Genomic DNA, 17,978 nt, shown 5'->3' with positions numbered 1-17,978 from the left:
TAAGCCGGCCGCCATCAGGTCGTACGACGCCTGCGCGCCCCCGGCCGCCGCTCACTCGGCCGGTACACGCTCTCCCCGGCCTCCTTCGCGGCCTCGCGGCGCGCGGCCCCGTACTCCGCCAGGGCCTCCGCCAGCTTGCCCACGCTCGGCTCCGGCGACAGCACGTCGACCCGGAGCCCGTGCTCCTCGGCCGTCTTGGCCGTGGCCGGGCCGATGCACGCGATGACGGTGACGTTGTGCGGCTTGCCGGCGATGCCGACGAGGTTGCGCACGGTGGAGGACGAGGTGAAGAGCACGGCGTCGAAACCGCCGCCCTTGATCGCCTCGCGGGTGTCCTGCGGCGGCGGCGAGGCACGCACGGTCCGGTAGGCGGTGACGTCGTCGACCTCCCACCCGAGCTCGATCAGCCCGGCCACCAGGGTCTCGGTGGCGATGTCGGCGCGCGGCAGGAAGACGCGGTCGATCGGGTCGAAGACCGGGTCGTACGGCGGCCAGTCCTCCAGCAGACCGGCCGCGGACTGCTCGCCGCTGGGCACGAGGTCGGGCTTGACGCCGAACTCCACCAGCGCGGCGGCGGTCTGCTCGCCGACGGCGGCGACCTTGATGCCGGCGAAGGCACGGGCGTCGAGCCCGTACTCCTCGAACTTCTCGCGCACGGCCTTGACCGCGTTGACGGAGGTGAAGGCGATCCACTCGTAGCGGCCCGTCACCAGGCCCTTGACCGCCCGCTCCATCTGCTGCGGGGTGCGCGGCGGCTCCACGGCGATGGTCGGCACCTCGTGGGGCACCGCGCCGTACGAACGGAGCTGGTCGGAGAGCGAGGCTGCCTGCTCCTTGGTGCGCGGCACGAGCACCCGCCAGCCGAACAGCGGCTTCGACTCGAACCAGGACAGTTCCTCGCGGCGCGCGACGGCGCCGTGCTCACCGACCACGGCTATGACGGAGCGCGCGCCCTCGGGCGAGGGGAGGATCTTGCCCTGCTTGAACACCTGGGCGATGGTGCCCAGGGTCGCGCTCCAGGTGCGCTGGCGGGTCGTCGTACCGGCCACGGTCACGGTGAGCGGGGTGTCGGGCTTGCGCCCGGCGCCGATCAGCTCGGCCGCCGCCGCCGAGACGGTCTCCAGCGTCGCGGAGACGACGAGGATGCCGTCGCTGGCGCCCACCTCGCTCCAGCAGCGCGGGGAGGCGGTCCGCGCGTTCACGAAGCGCACGTCCGCACCCTGCTTGCCGGTCAGCGGGACACCCGCGTACGCGGGCACGCCGACGGCGGTCGCGACGCCGGGGACGACCTCGAAGGGGATGCCGCCGGTGGCGCAGGCGAGCATCTCCTCGGCCGCGTTCCCGTCGAGCCCGGGGTCGCCGGTGACGGCACGGACGACCCGCCTGCCGGAGCGCGCGGCCTCCATGACAAGATTGGCGGCATCTCGGATGACCGGGACTCCGGCGGCTGCTGACTTCTCGTCAGCAATCGTCAGCTGTGGCGTGTCCACCCCCGCGCGCGCATGCGTACGTACGACCTCGAGCACCTCGGGCTCCGCGATCAGTACGTCCGCGGCGGCCAGGGCCTCCACGGCGCGAAGCGTCAGCAGTCCCGGGTCGCCCGGGCCGGCACCGAGGAAGGTGACGTGCCCCTGGACGGCGACGGAAGCGAACGCGGAGGTGGTTGGGCTTGTGGGGTTCAAAGCGACCGCTCCCCCATCAGACCGGCCGCGCCCTTGGCCAGCATCTCGTCCGCGAGTTCGCGGCCGAGCGCCATGGCCTCGTCGTACGACTGGGGCACGGGACCGGTGGTGGACAGCTGCACCAGCGTGGAACCGTCGAGGGTTCCCACGACTCCCCGCAGGCGCATCTCATTGACAATCTGCCCGTCGGCCAGCAGGTCGGCGAGCGCGCCCACGGGGGCGCTGCAGCCGGCCTCCAGGGCGCCGAGCAGGGCGCGTTCGGCGGTCACGGCGGCCCGGGTGTACGGGTCGTCGAGCTCGGCGAGCGCGGAGATCAGGTCCGTTTCGGACGCCAGGCACTCCACGGCCAGGGCACCCTGGCCGGGCGCGGGCAGCATGTTGTCCACGGAGATCAGGTCGGTGGCCTCGTCGCCGCGGCCGATCCGGTTGAGCCCGGCGGCGGCGAGCACGACGGCATCGAGCTCGCCGTTCCTCACGAAGCCGATCCGGGTGTCCACGTTGCCGCGGATGGCGACGGTCTCGATGACCTTGCCCAGCGACCTGGCGTAGGCGTGCAGCTGCGACCTGCGCCGCGGCGAGCCGGTGCCGATGCGCGCACCGTCGGGCAGCTGCTCGAAGGTCAGGCCGTCGCGGGCGACGAGCGCGTCGCGCGGGTCCTCGCGCTGCGGCATGGCCGCGATGACGAGGTCGTCGGGCTGCGTGGTGGGCAGGTCCTTCAGCGAGTGCACGGCGAAGTCGACCTCCCCGCGTACGAGGGCCTCGCGCAGGGCGGTGACGAAGACGCCGGTGCCGCCGATCTGGGAGAGGCTCTCGCGGGACACGTCACCGTAGGTCGTGATCTCCACGAGCTCGACGGGCCGGCCGGTGATCGCCCGTACCGCCTCGGCTACATGCCCGGACTGGGACATGGCCAGCTTGCTGCGCCGCGTGCCGAGCCTCAGCGGCTGGTCGAGACGTGGATTCATGATGCCCGTCCTGAGTCGTGGTTCTTGTCAGCCTCGTCGGCCCGGCTGACGGAGGCCACCGTCTGCGGGTCGAGATCGAAGAGTTCGCGCAGCGCCTCGGCGTACCCGGCGCCGCCGGGCTCGCTGGCGAGCTGCTTGACGCGCACGGTCGGCGCGTGGAGGAGCTTGTCGACGACGCGCCGCACGGTCTGGGTCACTTCAGCCCGCTGCCGCTCGTCGAGATCGGGTACGCGCCCGTCGAGCCGCGCCACTTCCATGGCGACGACCTCCGCGGCCATGGCGCGCAGGGCGACCACGGTCGGCGTGATGTGCGCGGCCCGCTGGGCGGCGCCGAAGGCGGCCACTTCCGCGGTCACTATCGCGCGTACGGCGTCGACGTCGGCCGCCATCGGCGCATCGGCGGAGGTCTCGGCGAGCGACTCGATGTCGACGAGCCTGACGCCCGGGATCCGGTGCACGGCGGCGTCGATGTCCCGCGGCATGGCCAGGTCGAGCAGCGCGAGCCGTACGGGCTGCGCGTCCGCCTGACTCCGTACTTCCTTGCGCGGCTGCTGCCGCTGCGCGGCGGCCTCGCCCTGGTCGGCCCAGGTCCCGTGCAGCTCCAGCGACCCGGCGTCCACCCCGGCGAGCGCGGCCCGCCCGTCGGCGGTGCGCCCCGGATCGGAAGCCAGCGCGTCGAGCCCGACGGGACACCCGTCCCGCTCCTCGACGACGACCTTGCTCCGCACGGCCCCGGCATCGGCGATCCGCTGCCCGCCGGCAGAAGCGGCGGCAAGCCGCGCGACGAGCTCGGCGTCGACAGCGATGCCGGCCGAATCCAGCCCCGCGGGCACACTCAGCCCCGCCGGCGTGTGAGGCGCGGGGGTCCGGGGGCCGGCCCCCGGCAACGGCGCCGCACCCGGCAACGGGTCCGGGGCGAAGCCCCGGCTGGGGGCCCTCCCGGCCGGAGGCTGGGGGATGGTGGAAGGGCGGGTGGGGGTCAGCCCCGCAGGGCCCGCCTCCACGGCCGCGGCCACGTCATCCCCGGTCAGCACCAGCCCAGTGGCACCCGTACAGGAAACGACGACATCAACCCGCCCGAGCTCATCCGCAACCGCGGACATCGGCACGGCGGAAGCCGCGACCCCGGTGCCCGAGGCAACCAGAATCTCTGCCAACCGCTCCGCCCGCTCGGCGGTCCGGTTGGCGACCACGATCTCGGCGACACCCACCCGCGCCAGCGTCGCCGCGGCCAGCGAGGACATCGACCCGGCCCCGATGACGAGCGCCCGCTTGCCCGCGGCCCACTCCTCCACCGGCACCCGCACGGCGAGCTGCTCCAGCCCGAAGGTCACCAGCGACTGCCCCGCCCGGTCGATCCCGGTCTCGGAGTGCGCCCGCTTCCCGACGCGCAGCGCCTGCTGGAAGAGGTCGTTGACCAGCCGCCCAGCCGTGTGGAGCTCCTGCCCCAGCGCCAGCGCGTCCTTGATCTGCCCGAGGATCTGCCCCTCGCCGACGACCATCGAGTCCAGCCCGCACGCCACCGAGAAGAGATGGTGGACGGCCCGGTCCTCGTAGTGCACGTACAGATAAGGAGTGAGCTCCTCCAGCGCGACACCGCTGTGCTGCGCGAGCAGCGTCGACAGCTCGGCGACACCGGCGTGGAACTTGTCCACGTCCGCGTACAGCTCGATCCGGTTGCAGGTGGCGAGCACCGCCGCCTCCGCCGCCGGCTCCGCGGCGAGCGTGTCGTGCAGCAGTTTGACCTTGGCATCGGCGGCCAGCGAGGCGCGCTCCAGCACGCTCACGGGCGCACTGCGATGGCTCAGCCCTACGACGAGCAGACTCATGCCGGCATCACCGCCGGAACGTCCCCGTCGGGTCCGCCCTTGCGCGCGACGGCGGCGGCCCGCCCGGCGGGCGGCACGACGGCGGCGGCCGGAGCCGCCCCGGTGCCGGTGCCCGCGGCGGAACCGCCGGCGGCGGCCTGGGCCGCCGCTTCCTCGCCGGCCTTGCGCTGCTCGTGGAAGGCCAGGATCTGCAGCTCGATCGACAGGTCGACCTTGCGCACGTCGACGCCCTCGGGCACGGACAGCACGGTCGGCGCGAAGTTCAGGATGGAGGTGACTCCCGCGGCGATGAGCCGCTCGCTCACCTGCTGCGCGGCCCCCGCCGGGGTCGCGATGACCCCGATCGAGACGCCGTTCTCCTCGATGATCTTCTCCAGGTCATCGGTGTGCTGCACGGGCATCCCGGCGACGGGCTTGCCGGCCATGGCCGGGTCGGCGTCGATGAGCGCGGCCACGCGGAAACCGCGGGACGCGAAACCGCCGTAGTTGGCCAGTGCGGCGCCGAGGTTACCGATGCCGACGATGACGACCGGCCAGTCCTGGGTCAGCCCGAGCTCGCGGGAGATCTGGTAGACCAGGTATTCCACGTCGTAGCCGACGCCGCGGGTCCCGTAGGAGCCGAGGTAGGAGAAGTCCTTGCGGAGCTTCGCGGAGTTGACTCCGGCGGCCGCGGCCAGCTCTTCGGAGGACACCGTGGGCACCGATCGCTCGGAGAGCGCGGTGAGGGCGCGCAAGTACAGCGGAAGCCGGGCGACAGTGGCCTCGGGAATACCTCGGCTGCGGGTCGCCGGTCGGTGAGTTCGGCCAGTTGCCACGATGCTCCTGCGGGATGAGCGGGGCTGCAGGTGGCCACTTGTCCCAGGACCACCCCGTCGAATGCAGGCTATGTCTTTGTGAACGCGTGCACAAAGATTGTGTCCGCTTTGTCCGAGCAAAGTGACCGGGGTCACGCGCCTTGGGCGTATGGACCGGGAACCGGCGACACGCCGAACCCGTTCAATTCCCGAAGGGGGCAAAACGGTACACACTCCTCACCAATACGCCCCCGAGACCCCATAAATCGCCCATGATGGTAACCGCCCGAAGGCTCAAGCCTGCAATGCCCGTCGGAGCCGGTCAGGGTTCACCCTCCAGAAGGTGTGCTGTTCACCGTCCACCAGCACGACCGGAATCTGCTCCCAGTGCAGCCGGTACAACTCCTCGTCCTGCGAGATGTCCTTCTTCTCCCACTGTGCGCCCGTCTCGGCGCAGACCTTCTCGACCACTTCCTGGGCGTCATCACAGAGATGGCACCCCGGCTTCCCGATGAGCGTGACCAACCGCTCCTGCGGCTTCTTCTTCTGGGCACGGCGCAGCAAAGGACTCATGCGCCCATTCTCCCGCGCCCGCACCCCGCCCGGCCCGGGTCAGCGGCGACGAAGAGTTCACACCCCCGACTCCCATCGGTTCGGGAAGTCCCGAACACAGTGGCTATGCTCGCGTCATGGCCGCTCTGGGATGGCTCACCCCCCGTAGGCGCTCCGCCACCGCGCGGAGCGTGCTGGCAGGCGAGGCCTCGGCCGAGGCCGCCCGCAAGACCGCTCTGGCCGACGAGGACTTCGACGGCTTCGACGGCGCGGACTCCCTCCAGGACGTTGAAGCGGAACCGGAGGCACAGGCCCCGCAGGAGCCTGCCGAGCCCGCCGAGCCGGAGTTCCCCGTCGCCGGCGACGACCTCGCCGCCGCCTTCTTCGACCTCGACAACACCGTCATGCAGGGCGCCGCGATCTTCCACTTCGGCCGCGGCCTCTACAAGCGGGAGTTCTTCCGCCGCCGCGAGCTCGCCCGCTTCGCCTGGCAGCAGGCCTGGTTCCGGCTGGCCGGGGTCGAGGACCCCGAGCACATGCAGGACGCCCGCGACAGCGCACTGTCCATCGTCAAGGGACACAAGGTCTCCGAGCTGATGTCCATCGGCGAGGAGATCTACGACGAGTACATGGCGGAGCGGATCTGGCCGGGCACCCGCGCCCTGGCCCAGGCCCACCTCGACGCCGGCCAGAAGGTCTGGCTCGTCACGGCCGCCCCCGTCGAGACCGCCACGATCATCGCCCGCCGGCTCGGCCTGACCGGGGCGCTCGGCACCGTCGCCGAATCCGTGGACGGGGTCTACACCGGCCGGCTCGTCGGAGAGCCGCTGCACGGCCCCGCCAAGGCGGAGGCGGTCCGCGCCCTGGCGGCCGCCGAGGGCCTCGATCTCGCGCGCTGCGCGGCGTACAGCGATTCGCACAACGACATTCCGATGCTGTCCCTGGTCGGACATCCGTACGCGATCAATCCCGACACAAAACTGCGCAAGCATGCCCGCACCAACGACTGGCGCCTGCGCGACTATCGGACCGGCCGCAAGGCCGTGAAGATCGGCGTCCCGGCCGCCGCGGGCGTCGGCGCGATCGCGGGCGGTACGGCCGCCGCCATCGCCCTGCACCGCCGCCGCAAGTAGCGGCTACGGGGCCCCGCCCGGCCTCCCGCCCCACCACGCCCGGCGCACTCCCCCGCCCGGCACATTCGCTCACCTCTACCCGCGCCCCCCGCGCGGCACTCCGCGCTGCCCCACTCGGTCGCTAGCCACCGTGGAAGCAGGCATTCCGCGCACCCAACCGATCAAGAATCGATCACCATCCGTGCCTGAATATGCCCTCGACACGCAACAGAAGTGTCGTAACCGGTGATTTGAGCAACTGGGTGTAGCGCTGCCTGTACGAAGCGTTATTCTCCTCAAACGCATGCCACCGCCACCTGTCGCTACGACGGGTGAACGGTCCCGCACTGCACGTGATGGAAGCTCTGCCTCTGGGAGTCCCGTGTACCCACCTGTCGGGGTTGACGCCTCGGGCCTGGCTACGCTGCGCGCAACGGTCCTCGACCAGCTGCGCGGCTTCGTCCCCACCGCGTACACCGCCCCCGCATTCGCCACCGCTGTCCCCGCCGGACTCGGCCCGGCCGGTCCTTGCTATGCCCTGACCGACGGCGGGGCAACGGTGGGCAGACGCGGTCGCGCCGGCGGCTCGTCCGCCGGGGGCACAGCCTCCGGGACCACCGCACCGGCCGCCCGCCGCCCCACCGCGGACAGCGACCAGGCCCGCATGATGGACCTGGTCGAACGCGCCCAGGCCGGCGAAGCCGATGCCTTCGGCCGCCTGTACGACCAGTACAGCGACACCGTCTACCGCTACATCTACTACCGCGTCGGCGGCAAGGCGACCGCGGAGGATCTCACCAGCGAGACCTTCCTGCGCGCGCTGCGCCGCATCTCCACCTTCACCTGGCAGGGCCGCGACTTCGGCGCCTGGCTCGTGACGATCGCCCGCAACCTGGTCGCCGACCACTTCAAGTCGAGCCGCTTCCGCCTGGAGGTCACCACAGGCGAAATGCTCGACGCCAACGAGGTGGAACGGTCCCCCGAGGACTCCGTCCTGGAGTCCCTCTCCAACGCGGCCCTGCTGGAAGCCGTACGGAAACTCAATCCGCAGCAGCAGGAGTGCGTGACCCTACGCTTCCTGCAGGGCCTCTCGGTCGCCGAGACGGCCAGGGTGATGGGGAAGAACGAGGGCGCCATCAAGACCCTCCAGTACCGGGCGGTCCGCACGCTGGCCCGCCTCCTCCCCGACGACGCCCGCTGACGCCACCTCCTCTCACATTCCGGTATCCCGCCCTGATGACCTTGATGACACCGACTGCCCTTCCGACCGGGACGCCCTGGACGACAGGGACCGCAGTGACGAATCCAACGTCGCTGTGGTCCGATCATCCTTCGTCCGTAACCCAAGTGCCGCGCCGCTCGTTGTGGGGAATGCAGGCTCCCTATGGACAAGCCCTGACTGAAGCCGCTCACTCGAAAGTGTGGATGTGCTCAAGGAAGGCAACCTTCCGGACACCTTGGGGAGTCGATCGTCATGACGAGAGGAGGTGCCGCCAGTGATCGCGAACGTGACTCCGCACCGGCGGGCGAACGCCTTCGCCCAGGCCCTGGAGGAGCGGACCCCGTCCGACCTTTCGGAACCGGACCCGGCGGCCGAGCAGTCCGAGGCACCTGCCGAACCTGCCGACCACGACCGGTTGTTGGCCCTGGCGAGCGTGCTCGGCGAAAGAATGCCGCGCCCGGTGCTGGACCCCGAGGTCAAAGTGGTGCAACGAGCCCAGCTCATTGCCGCCATGGAAGCCAAGGTGATGGAAGAGAGGGCCGGGGGCGGCGTGGCCGCCGACCCTCAAGTGCCCGAACAGCGGACCGGCCGCGGCGCCCACCGGGCGACCTCGCTCCGGAAATTGCGGCCCCGCTCCCGCTGGTCCAAGGGCATCGCGGCGGGCGGTCTCACCGTAGGTGTGGCCGCGGGGGCCTTCAGCGGAGTGGCCGCTGCCAGCACGGACGCCCTGCCGGGTGACCACCTCTACCCCGTGAAGCGGGGCATGGAGGACATCCGGCTCGGGATGGCCGACGGCGATTCGGACCGGGGCGAGCTCTATCTCGACCAGGCCTCCAGCCGTCTGTCGGAAGCCCGCCGGCTCATGGAGCGCGGCCGTCTCGGCGCGCTCGACCACGAGTCCCTCGGCGCGATCCGCCGTGCTCTCGCGGGCATGAAGCACGACGCCTCGGAGGGCCACCGGCTGCTCCAGGCCGCCTACGAACGGGACGGCTCGCTCGGCCCCATCCAGGCGCTGTCGTCCTTCTCCCGTTCGCACCGCGACGCGTGGGCCAAGCTCCGGGGCAACCTCCCGGCGCAGCTCACCGACGTGGGCGGTGAGGTGGAGTCGGTCTTCCAGGCCATAGACCAAGAGGTGGCGCCGCTCCAGAGCCTGCTCCCGAAGCCTCCGGAGCAGACCCGCGGCTCGGGCCCCTCCACGAAGCCGAGCACCCCGGCGGGCAAGCAGCAGACGGCGCCCTCCCCGGGCACCCCGTCCGCGGCCCCCGCGCCGTCGGCCTCGGGTGCCCCGAAGACCCAGCCCCCGGGCGGCGGTCTCCTCGGCGGCACGGGCAACCTCCTGGACCCGCCCGCGGGCCAGGGCCAGGGCCAGGATCAGGGCCCGAACCAGTCGACCCCGTCCGAGCCCGGCGGTACGCCCACGCCCGTCCACCCGGACATCACCCTCCCGCCCCTCCTCCCCGGCCTCCTTCCCGGCCTGGGCATCAAGGCGGAGGACGCGGACTAGCGCGGAACGCGAAAACGCCGGTGGGACCGGATCCGGTCCCACCGGCGCTTCGTCACGCCCAGCGCTCGACGCGCCCGAAGAAGCCCGTCAGAAGAAGCAGCCCGTCAGAAGAACACGGACCTCCGCTGCACCAGCAGCTTGTACAGCGTGTGCTGGATCTGCTCCCGCACCTGATCCGTCAGGTTGAACATCAGCATCGGGTCCTCGGCCGCCTCCGCCGCGTACCCGTCCGTCGGGATCGGCTCCCCGAACTGGATCGTCCACTTCGTCGGCAGCGGCACCGCGCCCAGCGGCCCCAGCAGCGGGAACGTCGGCGTGATCGGGAAGTACGGGATCCCCAGCAGCCGCGCGAGCGTCTTGGAGTTCCCGATCATCGGGTAGATCTCCTCCGCCCCCACGATCGAGCAGGGCACGATCGGCGTCCCCGCACGCAGCGCGGTCGACACGAACCCGCCCCGCCCGAACCGCTGGAGCTTGTACCGGTCCCCGAACGGCTTCCCTATCCCCTTGAAGCCCTCGGGCATCACGCCCACCAGCTCCCCGGCCTCCAGCAGCCGCTGCGCGTCCTCCGCGCAGGCCAGCGTGTGCCCGGCCTTGCGCGCGAGCTCGTTCACCACGGGCAGCATGAACACCAGGTCCGCCGCCAGCAGCCGAAGGTGCCGCTGCGCCGGGTGCTGGTCGTGCACGGCGACCTGGAGCATCAGGCCGTCCAGGGGCAGGGTCCCGGAGTGGTTCGCCACGATCAGCGCGCCGCCCTCCTTCGGGATGTTCTCGATGCCCTTGACCTCGACCCGGAAGTACTTGTCGTACAGCGGCCGCATCAGGGACATCAGGACCTGGTCCGTCAGCTCCTTGTCGTAGCCGAAGTCGTCGACCTCGTACTCCCCGGTGATCCGGCGCCGCAGGAACGCCAGCCCGCCGGCGATCCGCCGGTCCCAGCCCTCACCCGGCGCGGCGGGCTCCGGTACGGCCTCCACCACCGGCTCCGGCGCCGGTTCCACCGCAGGCGCGAGCGGCGCCTCCGGCGCGACCCGTACCCGCCGGGCGGGCGAGGACCTCCGTCGCGGCCGGTCCTCGTCGAACGGAATGACCTTGGCGTCCGCCACTATCGCTGCGCTCCATCCCTGTCCACGTCCAGCATGTCCACGTCCAGCATCCCGGCCACCCGGTCCACGGCCCGCGCGACCCGCTCCGGCGGGAGCAGCCCGCCGGAGCGGCTCCGCGTGAAGTCGGCGAAGGTCTCGGCGGTCGTGTACATCGGCTCGAATCCCAGCACCTCCCGCATCCGCGCGGTCTCCACGACCCGCCCGTGCGTGAGGAGCCTTATCTGTTCGGGCGAGAACTCCGTCGCCCCGACCGCCCGCAGCGCCGCACCCACCCAGGTCACCGCGGGCAGCAGCAGCGGCACCGTCGGCCGTCCCAGCCGCCGCGCGCACTGCGACAGCAGCAGCACCCCGTCGCCGGCGATGTTGAAGGTCCCGCTGAGCCCGCCGGGCCCGCTGGTCTGCGAGGCGAGGCGCAGCACGTCCAGTACGTCGTCCTCGTGCACGAACTGCAGCCGCGGGTCGTAGCCGAGCACGGTCGGGATCAGCGGCATCGAGAAGTACTCGGCGAGCGCCGAGTCGGCGAAGGGCCCGAGGATGTTCGCGAACCGCAGCACGCACACGGCGACGTCGGGCCGCCGGCGCGCGAAGCCCCGTACGTATCCCTCGACCTCGGTGGCGTCCTTGGCGAAGCCGGCCGCGGGCAGCGACTTGGGCTGCGTGGTCTCGGTGAAGACGGCCGGATCCCGCGAGGTGCCCCCGTACACGCTGGTACTGGACTTCACCACGAGCCGCCGTACCGTCGGGGACTTCTGGCAGGCTCCCAGGAGCTGCATCGTCCCGATGACGTTGGTTTCCTTGACGGTGCCGTACGAGACGGAGCCGGCGCCCGTCGCCGCTCCCCCGGTGACCGCGAGATGGACCACCGTGTCGACGGCGTTCTCCGCCAGCACCCGGGCGATGCCCGACTGCCTGATGTCCGCACGGACGAACTCGGCCGTGCCGAGCCGGTGCGGCGGGGTCACCGCGTCGACCGCGATCACCCGCTCGACCTCGGGGTCCCGCTGGATCCGCCGCACGAAGCGGCCCCCCAGCTGCCGGGCAGCCCCGGTAACCAGCACGACCTTCCCCACGAGCTCAGCGCCTCCCTAGATCGGAACAACCGTCTCCGGCTGCACCGCAGCCCCCCCACCAGAATGGTGGGGGGGCTGCGGAGAACACGTACAGCTGCCGTTTACTTCTTGTTACGGCGCTGGACGCGGGTGCGCTTGAGCAGCTTGCGGTGCTTCTTCTTAGCCATCCGCTTGCGCCGCTTCTTGATAACAGAGCCCACGACTACCCTCGCTCACTTCTCTTCATTCGGTGCGGGGCGTCGGGGCCCACACGACCTACGTCGGCCTAGCCTACCCGCCCGAGCTCTGAGCTTGTAATCCGAGTGCCCCCGAGGGGTAATCACGCGCTCCCGGCCCTTGCCCTCAGGCCGATTCCACCCCCACGAAGGACTCGCGGAGGTACTCGTGCACCGCATTTTCGGGGACCCGGAAGGACCGGCCCACCCGGATTGCGGGCAGATGTCCGTTGTGCACCAAGCGGTACACGGTCATCTTCGACACTCGCATCACCGAGGCGACCTCCGCCACGGTCAGGAACTGAACCTCACTGAGAGGCCTCTCGCCAGCAGCCATGACACACCTTGACCTTCCGCGCATGACGGGCACCGGCTTCCCCTCCGGTTACGCCCCGTCGTCGCACGCTCACTCACCAGAGTAGGGGCGTGTGATACGAGTGGGGAAGAGGAGCTACGTCCACTCCTGCCGACCCGACAGACTCGCCCGATTGAGTACATAGCGAGTGAGCGGTCGGTAGTAGTCCGCGCGCACCGCGTCATCAAGCGGAACCGCCACCGACACCTGCCCCTCGGCCTCCCCCACGAACAGCGCGGGATCATCGGTGTCGGCGAGCCCGATCGCCTCCACACCGAGCTGACCTGCGCCGCAGACCCACCCGTGGTCCCCCACCACCAGCCCCGGCAACGGCCCGCCGGCCTCCGCCAGCGCCCCGAGCGCGATCCGAACCGGCAGCGGCGAATGGGAGTGCGCGCCGGTGTCACTCCCGTCCGGCCGCGCGCCGTCTTCCCGCACCAGTGCGACCCCTCGTACGTAATCGATGCGGTGCGTGCGTACGCCGAACCGGGTCTGCACGTCGACGGGCACCCCCCGCGCCGGAGTGAGGACTTCACATCCCGCCGCCGACAGCGCACCCGCCAAGGTGGCGTAGAACCCCAGGAGCCGGTGCGGGTGACCGGTCCCGAACAACACCGGGGCCCGCGCGTCCGCGGCCGCCCGCAGCCTCTCCGCGAAGGCCTCCAGCCCCGCCACCGTCAGCTCCGGATCGATCACGTCCGGCCCGCTGACGTGCGCGGGATCCGCCGAGACCCCGCACTTCTGCGCCATCAGCCGCAGCAGATCACCCTCGCCCCACCCCCATACGGGATCGAGCCCCAGCAGCACCCGCGGATCCCGCGCCGCGAACAGCCGGTAACTGCGCAGGCTTTCCTCCCGCGAGGTGGCCACGGGCCCGGCAAGCCGGGCGGCCAGCAGATGCGCACGCAACGCGCCGGTACTCAACACCCTCCCGATGCTCCCGCACCCACCCTGACACCTCGCCAGTTCCGGCCAATCCCGCACCTGTTGGCCCAACAGGTGCGGGACCCTTTCAGCCGTCCGGCGTGTGAGGACCGGGGTCTGGGGCGGAGCCGCAGGGCTCAGGCCAGCAGCCCCCGCAAAGGGAACACCGCCCGCCGGGTGGCCAGTACGGCCTGGTCGATCCGGTCGGCAGGGTCGTAGCCCCCCTCCCAGTCCCGCCACTCGGGCACCCGCCCGTCCGTCATCCGCCCGGGCGCCACCTCCCGCGTCCGCGCGTACACCGCATCCCGCCAGGACCCCGGCACGGCCGTCTCAGCCGGAATCGGCCGGTGCCCGGCAATGGCGACCAGGTGCGTCCAGGACCGCGGCACCACGTCCACGACGGCGTACCCACCCCCACCGAGGGCGAGCCACCGCCCGCCCTCCACCCACGCGTGCGCCAGCTCGTGGCACGCTTCCTGCACCGCCCGCTGCGCGTCCAGCGACACCGCCAGATGCGCCAGCGGGTCCTCGACGTGCGTATCGGCCCCGTGCTGCGTCACCAGCACCTGAGGCCGGAAGTCCTCCAGCAGCTCCGGCACCACCGCGTGGAAGGCCCGCAGCCACCCCTCGTCCCCGGTCCCGGCGGGCAGCGCGATGTTCACCGCCGAACCCTCCGCCGCCGGCCCGCCCGTCTCCTCGGGCCAGCCCGTCTGCGGGAACAGCGTCCGCGGATGCTCGTGCATCGAGATGGTCAGCACCCGCGGGTCGTCCCAGAACGCCGCCTGGACCCCGTCCCCGTGATGGACGTCGACATCCACATAGGCGACCCGCTCGGCCCCCAGCTCCAGCAGCCGCGCGATCGCCAGCGCCGCGTCGTTGTACACGCAGAACCCGGCCGCCCCTCCGGGCATCGCGTGGTGCAGCCCGCCGGCGAAGTTCACGGCGTGCCCGGCTTCGCCCCGCCAGAGCGCCTCGGCCGCCGCCACCGACTGCCCGGCGATCAGCGCGGACGCCTCGTGCATCCCGTGGAACGCCGGGTCGTCCGCCGTTCCCAGCCCGTACGAGCCGTCCGCGACACCGGGGTCGGCGGACACCTCGCGCACGGCCGCGACGTAGTCCTCGCGGTGGACCAGCCTCAGCGTGGACTCCCCGGCCGCCCGGCCCGCCCGTACCTCCAGCTCCCGGTCGAGCCCGAAGGCCCGTACCAGGCCCATGGTCAGCTCCAGGCGCACCGGGTCCATCGGATGGCCCGGCCCGAAGTCATACTTCGTTACCGCCTCGTCCCACATCAACAGCCCGGTCACCGGTTCGCCGCTCATGCCGCACACCGTATCGGGCGGGCTCCGTACCGAACGAGCGGGCGTAGAAAAGAGTGACGAGGACCAGCAGCATCGGCACGAGCATCGCCCCGCGGTAGCTCCAGGCGTCCCCGATCCCGCCCACGAGCGGCGCCCCGATCAGGAATCCGACGTAATTGAAGATGTTGAGCCGCGCGATCGCGGTGTCGGAGGAGTCCGGGAACAGCCGGCCCGCCGCGGCGAAGGTCTGCGGCACGATCACGCACAGCCCGAACCCCAGCAGCGTGAAGCCGAGCATCCCCACCCCCGGGCCGGGCGCCACCGCGACCACGGCGAACCCGCCCGCCGCGACGAGCGTCCCGATCCGTACGACGGCCACGGCACCGAAGCGCCGCACCCCGAGGTCCCCGACGGCCCGCCCGAGCAGGGTGGTCACCATGTAGACGTTGTACGGAACGGTGGCGGCCTGCTCGGAGCTGCCGAGCACGTCCTGGAGGTACTTGGCGCTCCAGTTCGAGACCGTCGAGTCCCCGATGTACGCGCACGCCATCACCAGGCACAGCGGCAGCAGCAGCTTGAAGCCACCCGGCCCGAGCCCCTTCGCGGCGCCGTCCCCGGCGGCCTTGGCGTCCTGGTCCACGTAGAACCGGCTGGCGAAGAGCGCGAGCGGCAGCAGGACCACCACGGCGGGCAGGTACGAGCTGAACAGCGAGAGGTGCCAGTGCGCCCCCGCCCACGCGGCGGAAGCGCCCAGGATCCCGCCCAGGCTGTACGAGGCGTGGAAGCCGAGCATGATGCTGCGCCCGTACGCGCCCTGCAGGCTCACCCCGAGCATGTTCATGGAGGCGTCGAGCGCCCCCACGAACAGCCCGAACGCCCCGAGGGCGAGAGCCACGTGCCACATCTCGCCGCCGGCGCCGACCCCCAGCAGGGCGAGCAGCACGAGCGGCTGCGCCCACCGCAGTACGGTGCTGGGCGCGACCCGCTTCACGAGGTGCTCGGTGACCACGCTGGACACACCGGCGAGGATCGGCACGGCGGCCAGGAAGACGGGCAGCAGTGCGTCGGATATCCCGTACCGGTCCTGAATGGCGGGGATCCGCGTCACGAGGAGCGCGAAGGCCACGCCCTGCACGAAGAAACTGAACCCCAACGCCCCGCGCCCGCGGCGCAGCCGCACGTCTGCTGTCATGGCGGCTCAGCGTAGGCGCCGGACCTACCGGTGGGTAGAGCGATCACGTATCGATTGGGTCAGTGCGAGAACCCGCCGCCGTATCCGGTGTATCCGGACCCGGCGGGGTCGACGTCCAGGCCGAGCAGCCCGGCCAGCTGGTTCATGTCGCCGAAGTACGCGGTGGCACCGGGCAGCCGGTCCGCGGGCACCATCGCGGTGTACCCGAGCACGTCCATCCCCGCGGCCAGCGCGGCCTGGACACCCAGCGGGCTGTCCTCGATGACCACGCACCGTGCCGGGGCGACGCCCATCTGGTCGGCGGCGTGCAGGAAGAGATCGGGTGCGGGCTTGCCCTTGCCGACGTCCTCCGAGCTGAAGATCCACTCCTCCTCGAACCACTCGTCGAGCCCGGCCGCCCGGTGCCCCACACGGATCCGCTCGTGGCTCCCGGAGGACGCGAGGCAGTACGCGGTCCCGCTCTCGACCAGGGCCGCCAGCACCCCCTCGACCCCGGGCACGGGCTTGAGCTCCCGTTCGAAGGCCGCGAAGGTGCGGGCGTGCAGGGTGCTGTCGAAGTCGGCCGGCAGCGCCTGCCCGGTCCGCTCCCGCACCAGGTCGTGGACCCGGTGGACCGCGGCGCCCATGTAGTCGCGGAGCGACTCCTCGTACGAGGTCGGGTGCCCCAGCTCGGTCAGGTACCCGGCGAGGATGCTGTTGGCGAGCGGCTCACTGTCCACCAGCACGCCGTCGTTGTCGAAGATGACGAGGTCGTAGCCCATGCGACAACCCTACGAGCCGTCAGGGCCAATCCATCCGGACCCCATGCCGGGCATCCGCAGGACATCGAAAGATCCTCGCGCCGGATTCGCGCGCAGGATCCTCACTGCCCGCCCGCCCGCTCGGACGCGCTCCGCAGCACACAGAACTCGTTGCCCTCGGGATCGGCGAGGACCGCCCAGCCCGAACCGTCGGGATTCCGGTGATCGGCCACGAAGCCGGCGCCCAGGCCCAGCAGCCGGTCCACCTCCCGGTCCCGCGAGCTCCCGGGGCGCAGGCACAGGTGGATCCGGTTCTTCACCGTCTTCGGCTCGGGCACCTGGTTGAAGTAGAGCACCGGCCCCTCCGCCATGGTCACCTGCGTTTCCCGGTCCCCGGGTCCGTACGCGGGATCCAGCGGACGGCCGGTCACCACGCTCCAGAACCGGGCCAGCCCGTAGGCGTCCGCACAGTCGATCGCCACGTTCTGCACCACCGAGACCTCGCCCGCAGGTTCGGCGCTGCCGGGCCAGGTCCGGCGGTAGCCCTCGCGGAGGGGGCCGCCCACCAGGTCGAGGACCCGGTACGCCGCTGCGGCCAGCGCCGTCGGGTCCCCGGCCGTACAGGCCTCCAGGTGCCCGGCGAGCAGGGCGGCGCCCAGCTCCGGATCGGCCTCCAGCAGCCGCCGCGGCAGCCACTTCCCCTCCCCGCCCCGCCAGGCCCGGCGGTGGTCGAAGAGCAGCTCGGCGGCGCCGGCCAGCACCGAGCCGGCGATGACCACCCGTTCCACCGGATCGCCCGCGTCGCCCAGGTCGTCCAGTGCATCGGTGAGCCCGTACCGCCTGGTCTCGACGGCGTCGGCGTCCAGCGCCAGCGGCCCCCGGCGCAGATCCGCTTCGGCCAGGGCCCGGGCCCGCCCGGCCTCCCCGTCCCGGTCGACCAGGACGAGCCCGGCGGCGTACATCGCCTGCAGAACGGGCCGGCGGGCGGCCCGGTCCATCGCGAACAGCTCCGCGAGCCCGGTACGCGTGTGGACGAAGAGCTCCACGACCCGTCCCTCGAAGCGGATCGTCTCCCGGTAGGTCTCACCGCCGTCCTCGACGAGCACGGCGATGTCCAGGTCACTGCTGGCCGTGGCCCGCCCCGCGGCCGTGGATCCGGCCAGGATCACGGCGAGCGCGTCGGGAAAGCGGTCGTGCGCGAGGCGTCGCGCCTGTTCGATCGGGTCCACGTCGTCCATGCGGACCAGGCTTTCACGCCTCCCGATCCCGGGGCCACGGCATTTTGACCCCAAACTCAGAAAAGCCCCGCACCGAACCCTGAACGGGTTGGTGCGGGGCTTTCCCACAATGATTGTTCGGCGGCGTCCTACTCTCCCACAGGGTCCCCCCTGCAGTACCATCGGCGCTGAAAGGCTTAG

17 protein-coding genes, 1 rRNA gene and 1 pseudogene are annotated in these 17,978 nt (G+C 71.6%); 3 read left to right on the top strand and 16 right to left on the bottom strand.

All coding sequences use genetic code 11. The annotated features are described in order from the left end of the window. Positions 1 to 14: 14 nt before the first annotated feature. From ACWCP2_RS23915 to ACWCP2_RS23895, 5 genes are all read right to left on the bottom strand, one after another. Complete coding sequence (locus ACWCP2_RS23915; protein WP_450910608.1) at positions 15 to 1,682, bottom strand: uroporphyrinogen-III synthase; 1,668 nt, start codon at positions 1,680 to 1,682, stop codon at positions 15 to 17. Further along, positions 1,679 to 2,647, bottom strand: a complete 969-nt coding sequence (gene hemC / locus ACWCP2_RS23910; RefSeq protein ID WP_450910607.1) for a hydroxymethylbilane synthase — start codon at positions 2,645 to 2,647, stop codon at positions 1,679 to 1,681. Before hemC ends, ACWCP2_RS23915 begins: the two co-directional genes overlap by 4 nt. Beyond that, on the bottom strand, positions 2,644 to 4,476 hold the full coding sequence (locus ACWCP2_RS23905) for a glutamyl-tRNA reductase (RefSeq protein WP_450910606.1): 1,833 nt from the start codon (positions 4,474 to 4,476) through the stop codon (positions 2,644 to 2,646). The genes hemC and ACWCP2_RS23905 overlap by 4 nt, the downstream gene beginning before the upstream one ends. Then, on the bottom strand, positions 4,473 to 5,291 hold the full coding sequence (locus ACWCP2_RS23900) for a redox-sensing transcriptional repressor Rex (protein ID WP_450910605.1): 819 nt from the start codon (positions 5,289 to 5,291) through the stop codon (positions 4,473 to 4,475). The genes ACWCP2_RS23905 and ACWCP2_RS23900 overlap by 4 nt, the downstream gene beginning before the upstream one ends. Before the next feature lie 273 nt (positions 5,292 to 5,564). Then, positions 5,565 to 5,843, bottom strand: coding sequence for a glutaredoxin family protein (locus tag ACWCP2_RS23895; RefSeq protein ID WP_450910604.1), 279 nt, complete (start codon positions 5,841 to 5,843; stop codon positions 5,565 to 5,567). Between the two features lie 116 nt (positions 5,844 to 5,959). On the opposite strand from ACWCP2_RS23895, the gene ACWCP2_RS23890 reads away from it, so the two are divergent. The 3 genes from ACWCP2_RS23890 (at position 5,960) to ACWCP2_RS23880 (ending at position 9,660) form a co-directional block, all read left to right on the top strand. Further along, on the top strand, positions 5,960 to 6,955 hold the full coding sequence (locus ACWCP2_RS23890; RefSeq protein ID WP_450910603.1) for an HAD family hydrolase: 996 nt from the start codon (positions 5,960 to 5,962) through the stop codon (positions 6,953 to 6,955). Positions 6,956 to 7,316: 361 nt separating this feature from the next. Next, positions 7,317 to 8,135, top strand: coding sequence for an ECF subfamily RNA polymerase sigma factor, BldN family (locus tag ACWCP2_RS23885; protein ID WP_450910602.1), 819 nt, complete (start codon positions 7,317 to 7,319; stop codon positions 8,133 to 8,135). 295 nt (positions 8,136 to 8,430) lie between these two features. Further along, positions 8,431 to 9,660 (top strand): DUF5667 domain-containing protein, encoded by a 1,230-nt coding sequence (locus ACWCP2_RS23880; protein ID WP_450910601.1) that lies wholly within the window; start codon positions 8,431 to 8,433, stop codon positions 9,658 to 9,660. 104 nt (positions 9,661 to 9,764) lie between these two features. On the opposite strand, the gene ACWCP2_RS23875 is transcribed toward ACWCP2_RS23880, so the two are convergent. From ACWCP2_RS23875 to rrf, 11 genes and pseudogenes are all read right to left on the bottom strand, one after another. Beyond that, positions 9,765 to 10,766 (bottom strand): 1-acyl-sn-glycerol-3-phosphate acyltransferase, encoded by a 1,002-nt coding sequence (locus ACWCP2_RS23875; protein ID WP_450910600.1) that lies wholly within the window; start codon positions 10,764 to 10,766, stop codon positions 9,765 to 9,767. Next, positions 10,766 to 11,836, bottom strand: a complete 1,071-nt coding sequence (locus ACWCP2_RS23870; RefSeq protein WP_450910599.1) for an NAD-dependent epimerase/dehydratase family protein — start codon at positions 11,834 to 11,836, stop codon at positions 10,766 to 10,768. Before ACWCP2_RS23870 ends, ACWCP2_RS23875 begins: the two co-directional genes overlap by 1 nt. A gap of 101 nt (positions 11,837 to 11,937) precedes the next feature. Then, positions 11,938 to 12,036 carry a 30S ribosomal protein bS22 gene (locus tag ACWCP2_RS23865; RefSeq protein WP_003948845.1) on the bottom strand — a complete coding sequence of 33 codons (99 nt, stop codon included), beginning with the start codon at positions 12,034 to 12,036 and terminating at the stop codon, positions 11,938 to 11,940. A 142-nt stretch (positions 12,037 to 12,178) separates the two neighbouring features. Continuing rightward, positions 12,179 to 12,388 carry a helix-turn-helix domain-containing protein gene (locus ACWCP2_RS23860; RefSeq protein WP_162688852.1) on the bottom strand — a complete coding sequence of 70 codons (210 nt, stop codon included), beginning with the start codon at positions 12,386 to 12,388 and terminating at the stop codon, positions 12,179 to 12,181. Between the two features lie 114 nt (positions 12,389 to 12,502). Then, on the bottom strand, positions 12,503 to 13,333 hold the full coding sequence (locus tag ACWCP2_RS23855) for a phosphatase (RefSeq protein WP_450910598.1): 831 nt from the start codon (positions 13,331 to 13,333) through the stop codon (positions 12,503 to 12,505). Between the two features lie 134 nt (positions 13,334 to 13,467). Further along, on the bottom strand, positions 13,468 to 14,619 hold the full coding sequence (locus ACWCP2_RS23850) for an acetoin utilization protein AcuC (RefSeq protein ID WP_450910682.1): 1,152 nt from the start codon (positions 14,617 to 14,619) through the stop codon (positions 13,468 to 13,470). Next, positions 14,591 to 15,820, bottom strand: a complete 1,230-nt coding sequence (locus ACWCP2_RS23845) for an MFS transporter (RefSeq protein WP_450910597.1) — start codon at positions 15,818 to 15,820, stop codon at positions 14,591 to 14,593. The genes ACWCP2_RS23850 and ACWCP2_RS23845 overlap by 29 nt, the downstream gene beginning before the upstream one ends. Before the next feature lie 59 nt (positions 15,821 to 15,879). Further along, entirely contained in the window at positions 15,880 to 16,581 is a 702-nt protein-coding gene (locus ACWCP2_RS23840; protein ID WP_450910596.1) for an HAD family hydrolase, read from the bottom strand. Between the two features lie 101 nt (positions 16,582 to 16,682). Continuing rightward, a complete protein-coding gene (locus ACWCP2_RS23835) occupies positions 16,683 to 17,051 on the bottom strand; it encodes a VOC family protein (protein WP_450910681.1) in 369 nt (122 codons plus the stop codon). 558 nt (positions 17,052 to 17,609) lie between these two features. Further along, a pseudogene (locus ACWCP2_RS23830) lies at positions 17,610 to 17,798 on the bottom strand (nucleotidyltransferase domain-containing protein); the annotation flags it as partial. Positions 17,799 to 17,913: 115 nt separating this feature from the next. After that, a 5S ribosomal RNA gene (rrf, locus tag ACWCP2_RS23825) occupies positions 17,914 to 17,978 on the bottom strand; the annotation flags it as partial.

It is taken from the genome of Streptomyces sp. NPDC002104, from assembly GCF_053593795.1.
The sequence above is the reverse complement of the archived record's forward strand: the minus strand, read 5'-3'. Positions and strand labels throughout refer to the sequence as shown.

What these genes read in the sequence shown, in the direction of transcription:
- hemC (WP_450910607.1), bottom strand. Translation starts at nt 2,647, where the DNA reads ATGAATCCACGTCTCGACCAGCCGCTGAGGCTCGGCACGCGGCGCAGC.
- ACWCP2_RS23905 (WP_450910606.1), bottom strand. Translation starts at nt 4,476, where the DNA reads ATGAGTCTGCTCGTCGTAGGGCTGAGCCATCGCAGTGCGCCCGTGAGC.
- ACWCP2_RS23895 (WP_450910604.1), bottom strand. Translation starts at nt 5,843, where the DNA reads ATGAGTCCTTTGCTGCGCCGTGCCCAGAAGAAGAAGCCGCAGGAGCGG.
- ACWCP2_RS23890 (WP_450910603.1), top strand. Translation starts at nt 5,960, where the DNA reads ATGGCCGCTCTGGGATGGCTCACCCCCCGTAGGCGCTCCGCCACCGCG.
- ACWCP2_RS23860 (WP_162688852.1), bottom strand. Translation starts at nt 12,388, where the DNA reads ATGGCTGCTGGCGAGAGGCCTCTCAGTGAGGTTCAGTTCCTGACCGTG.
- ACWCP2_RS23850 (WP_450910682.1), bottom strand. Translation starts at nt 14,619, where the DNA reads ATGTGGGACGAGGCGGTAACGAAGTATGACTTCGGGCCGGGCCATCCG.
- ACWCP2_RS23845 (WP_450910597.1), bottom strand. Translation starts at nt 15,820, where the DNA reads ATGACAGCAGACGTGCGGCTGCGCCGCGGGCGCGGGGCGTTGGGGTTC.
- ACWCP2_RS23840 (WP_450910596.1), bottom strand. Translation starts at nt 16,581, where the DNA reads ATGGGCTACGACCTCGTCATCTTCGACAACGACGGCGTGCTGGTGGAC.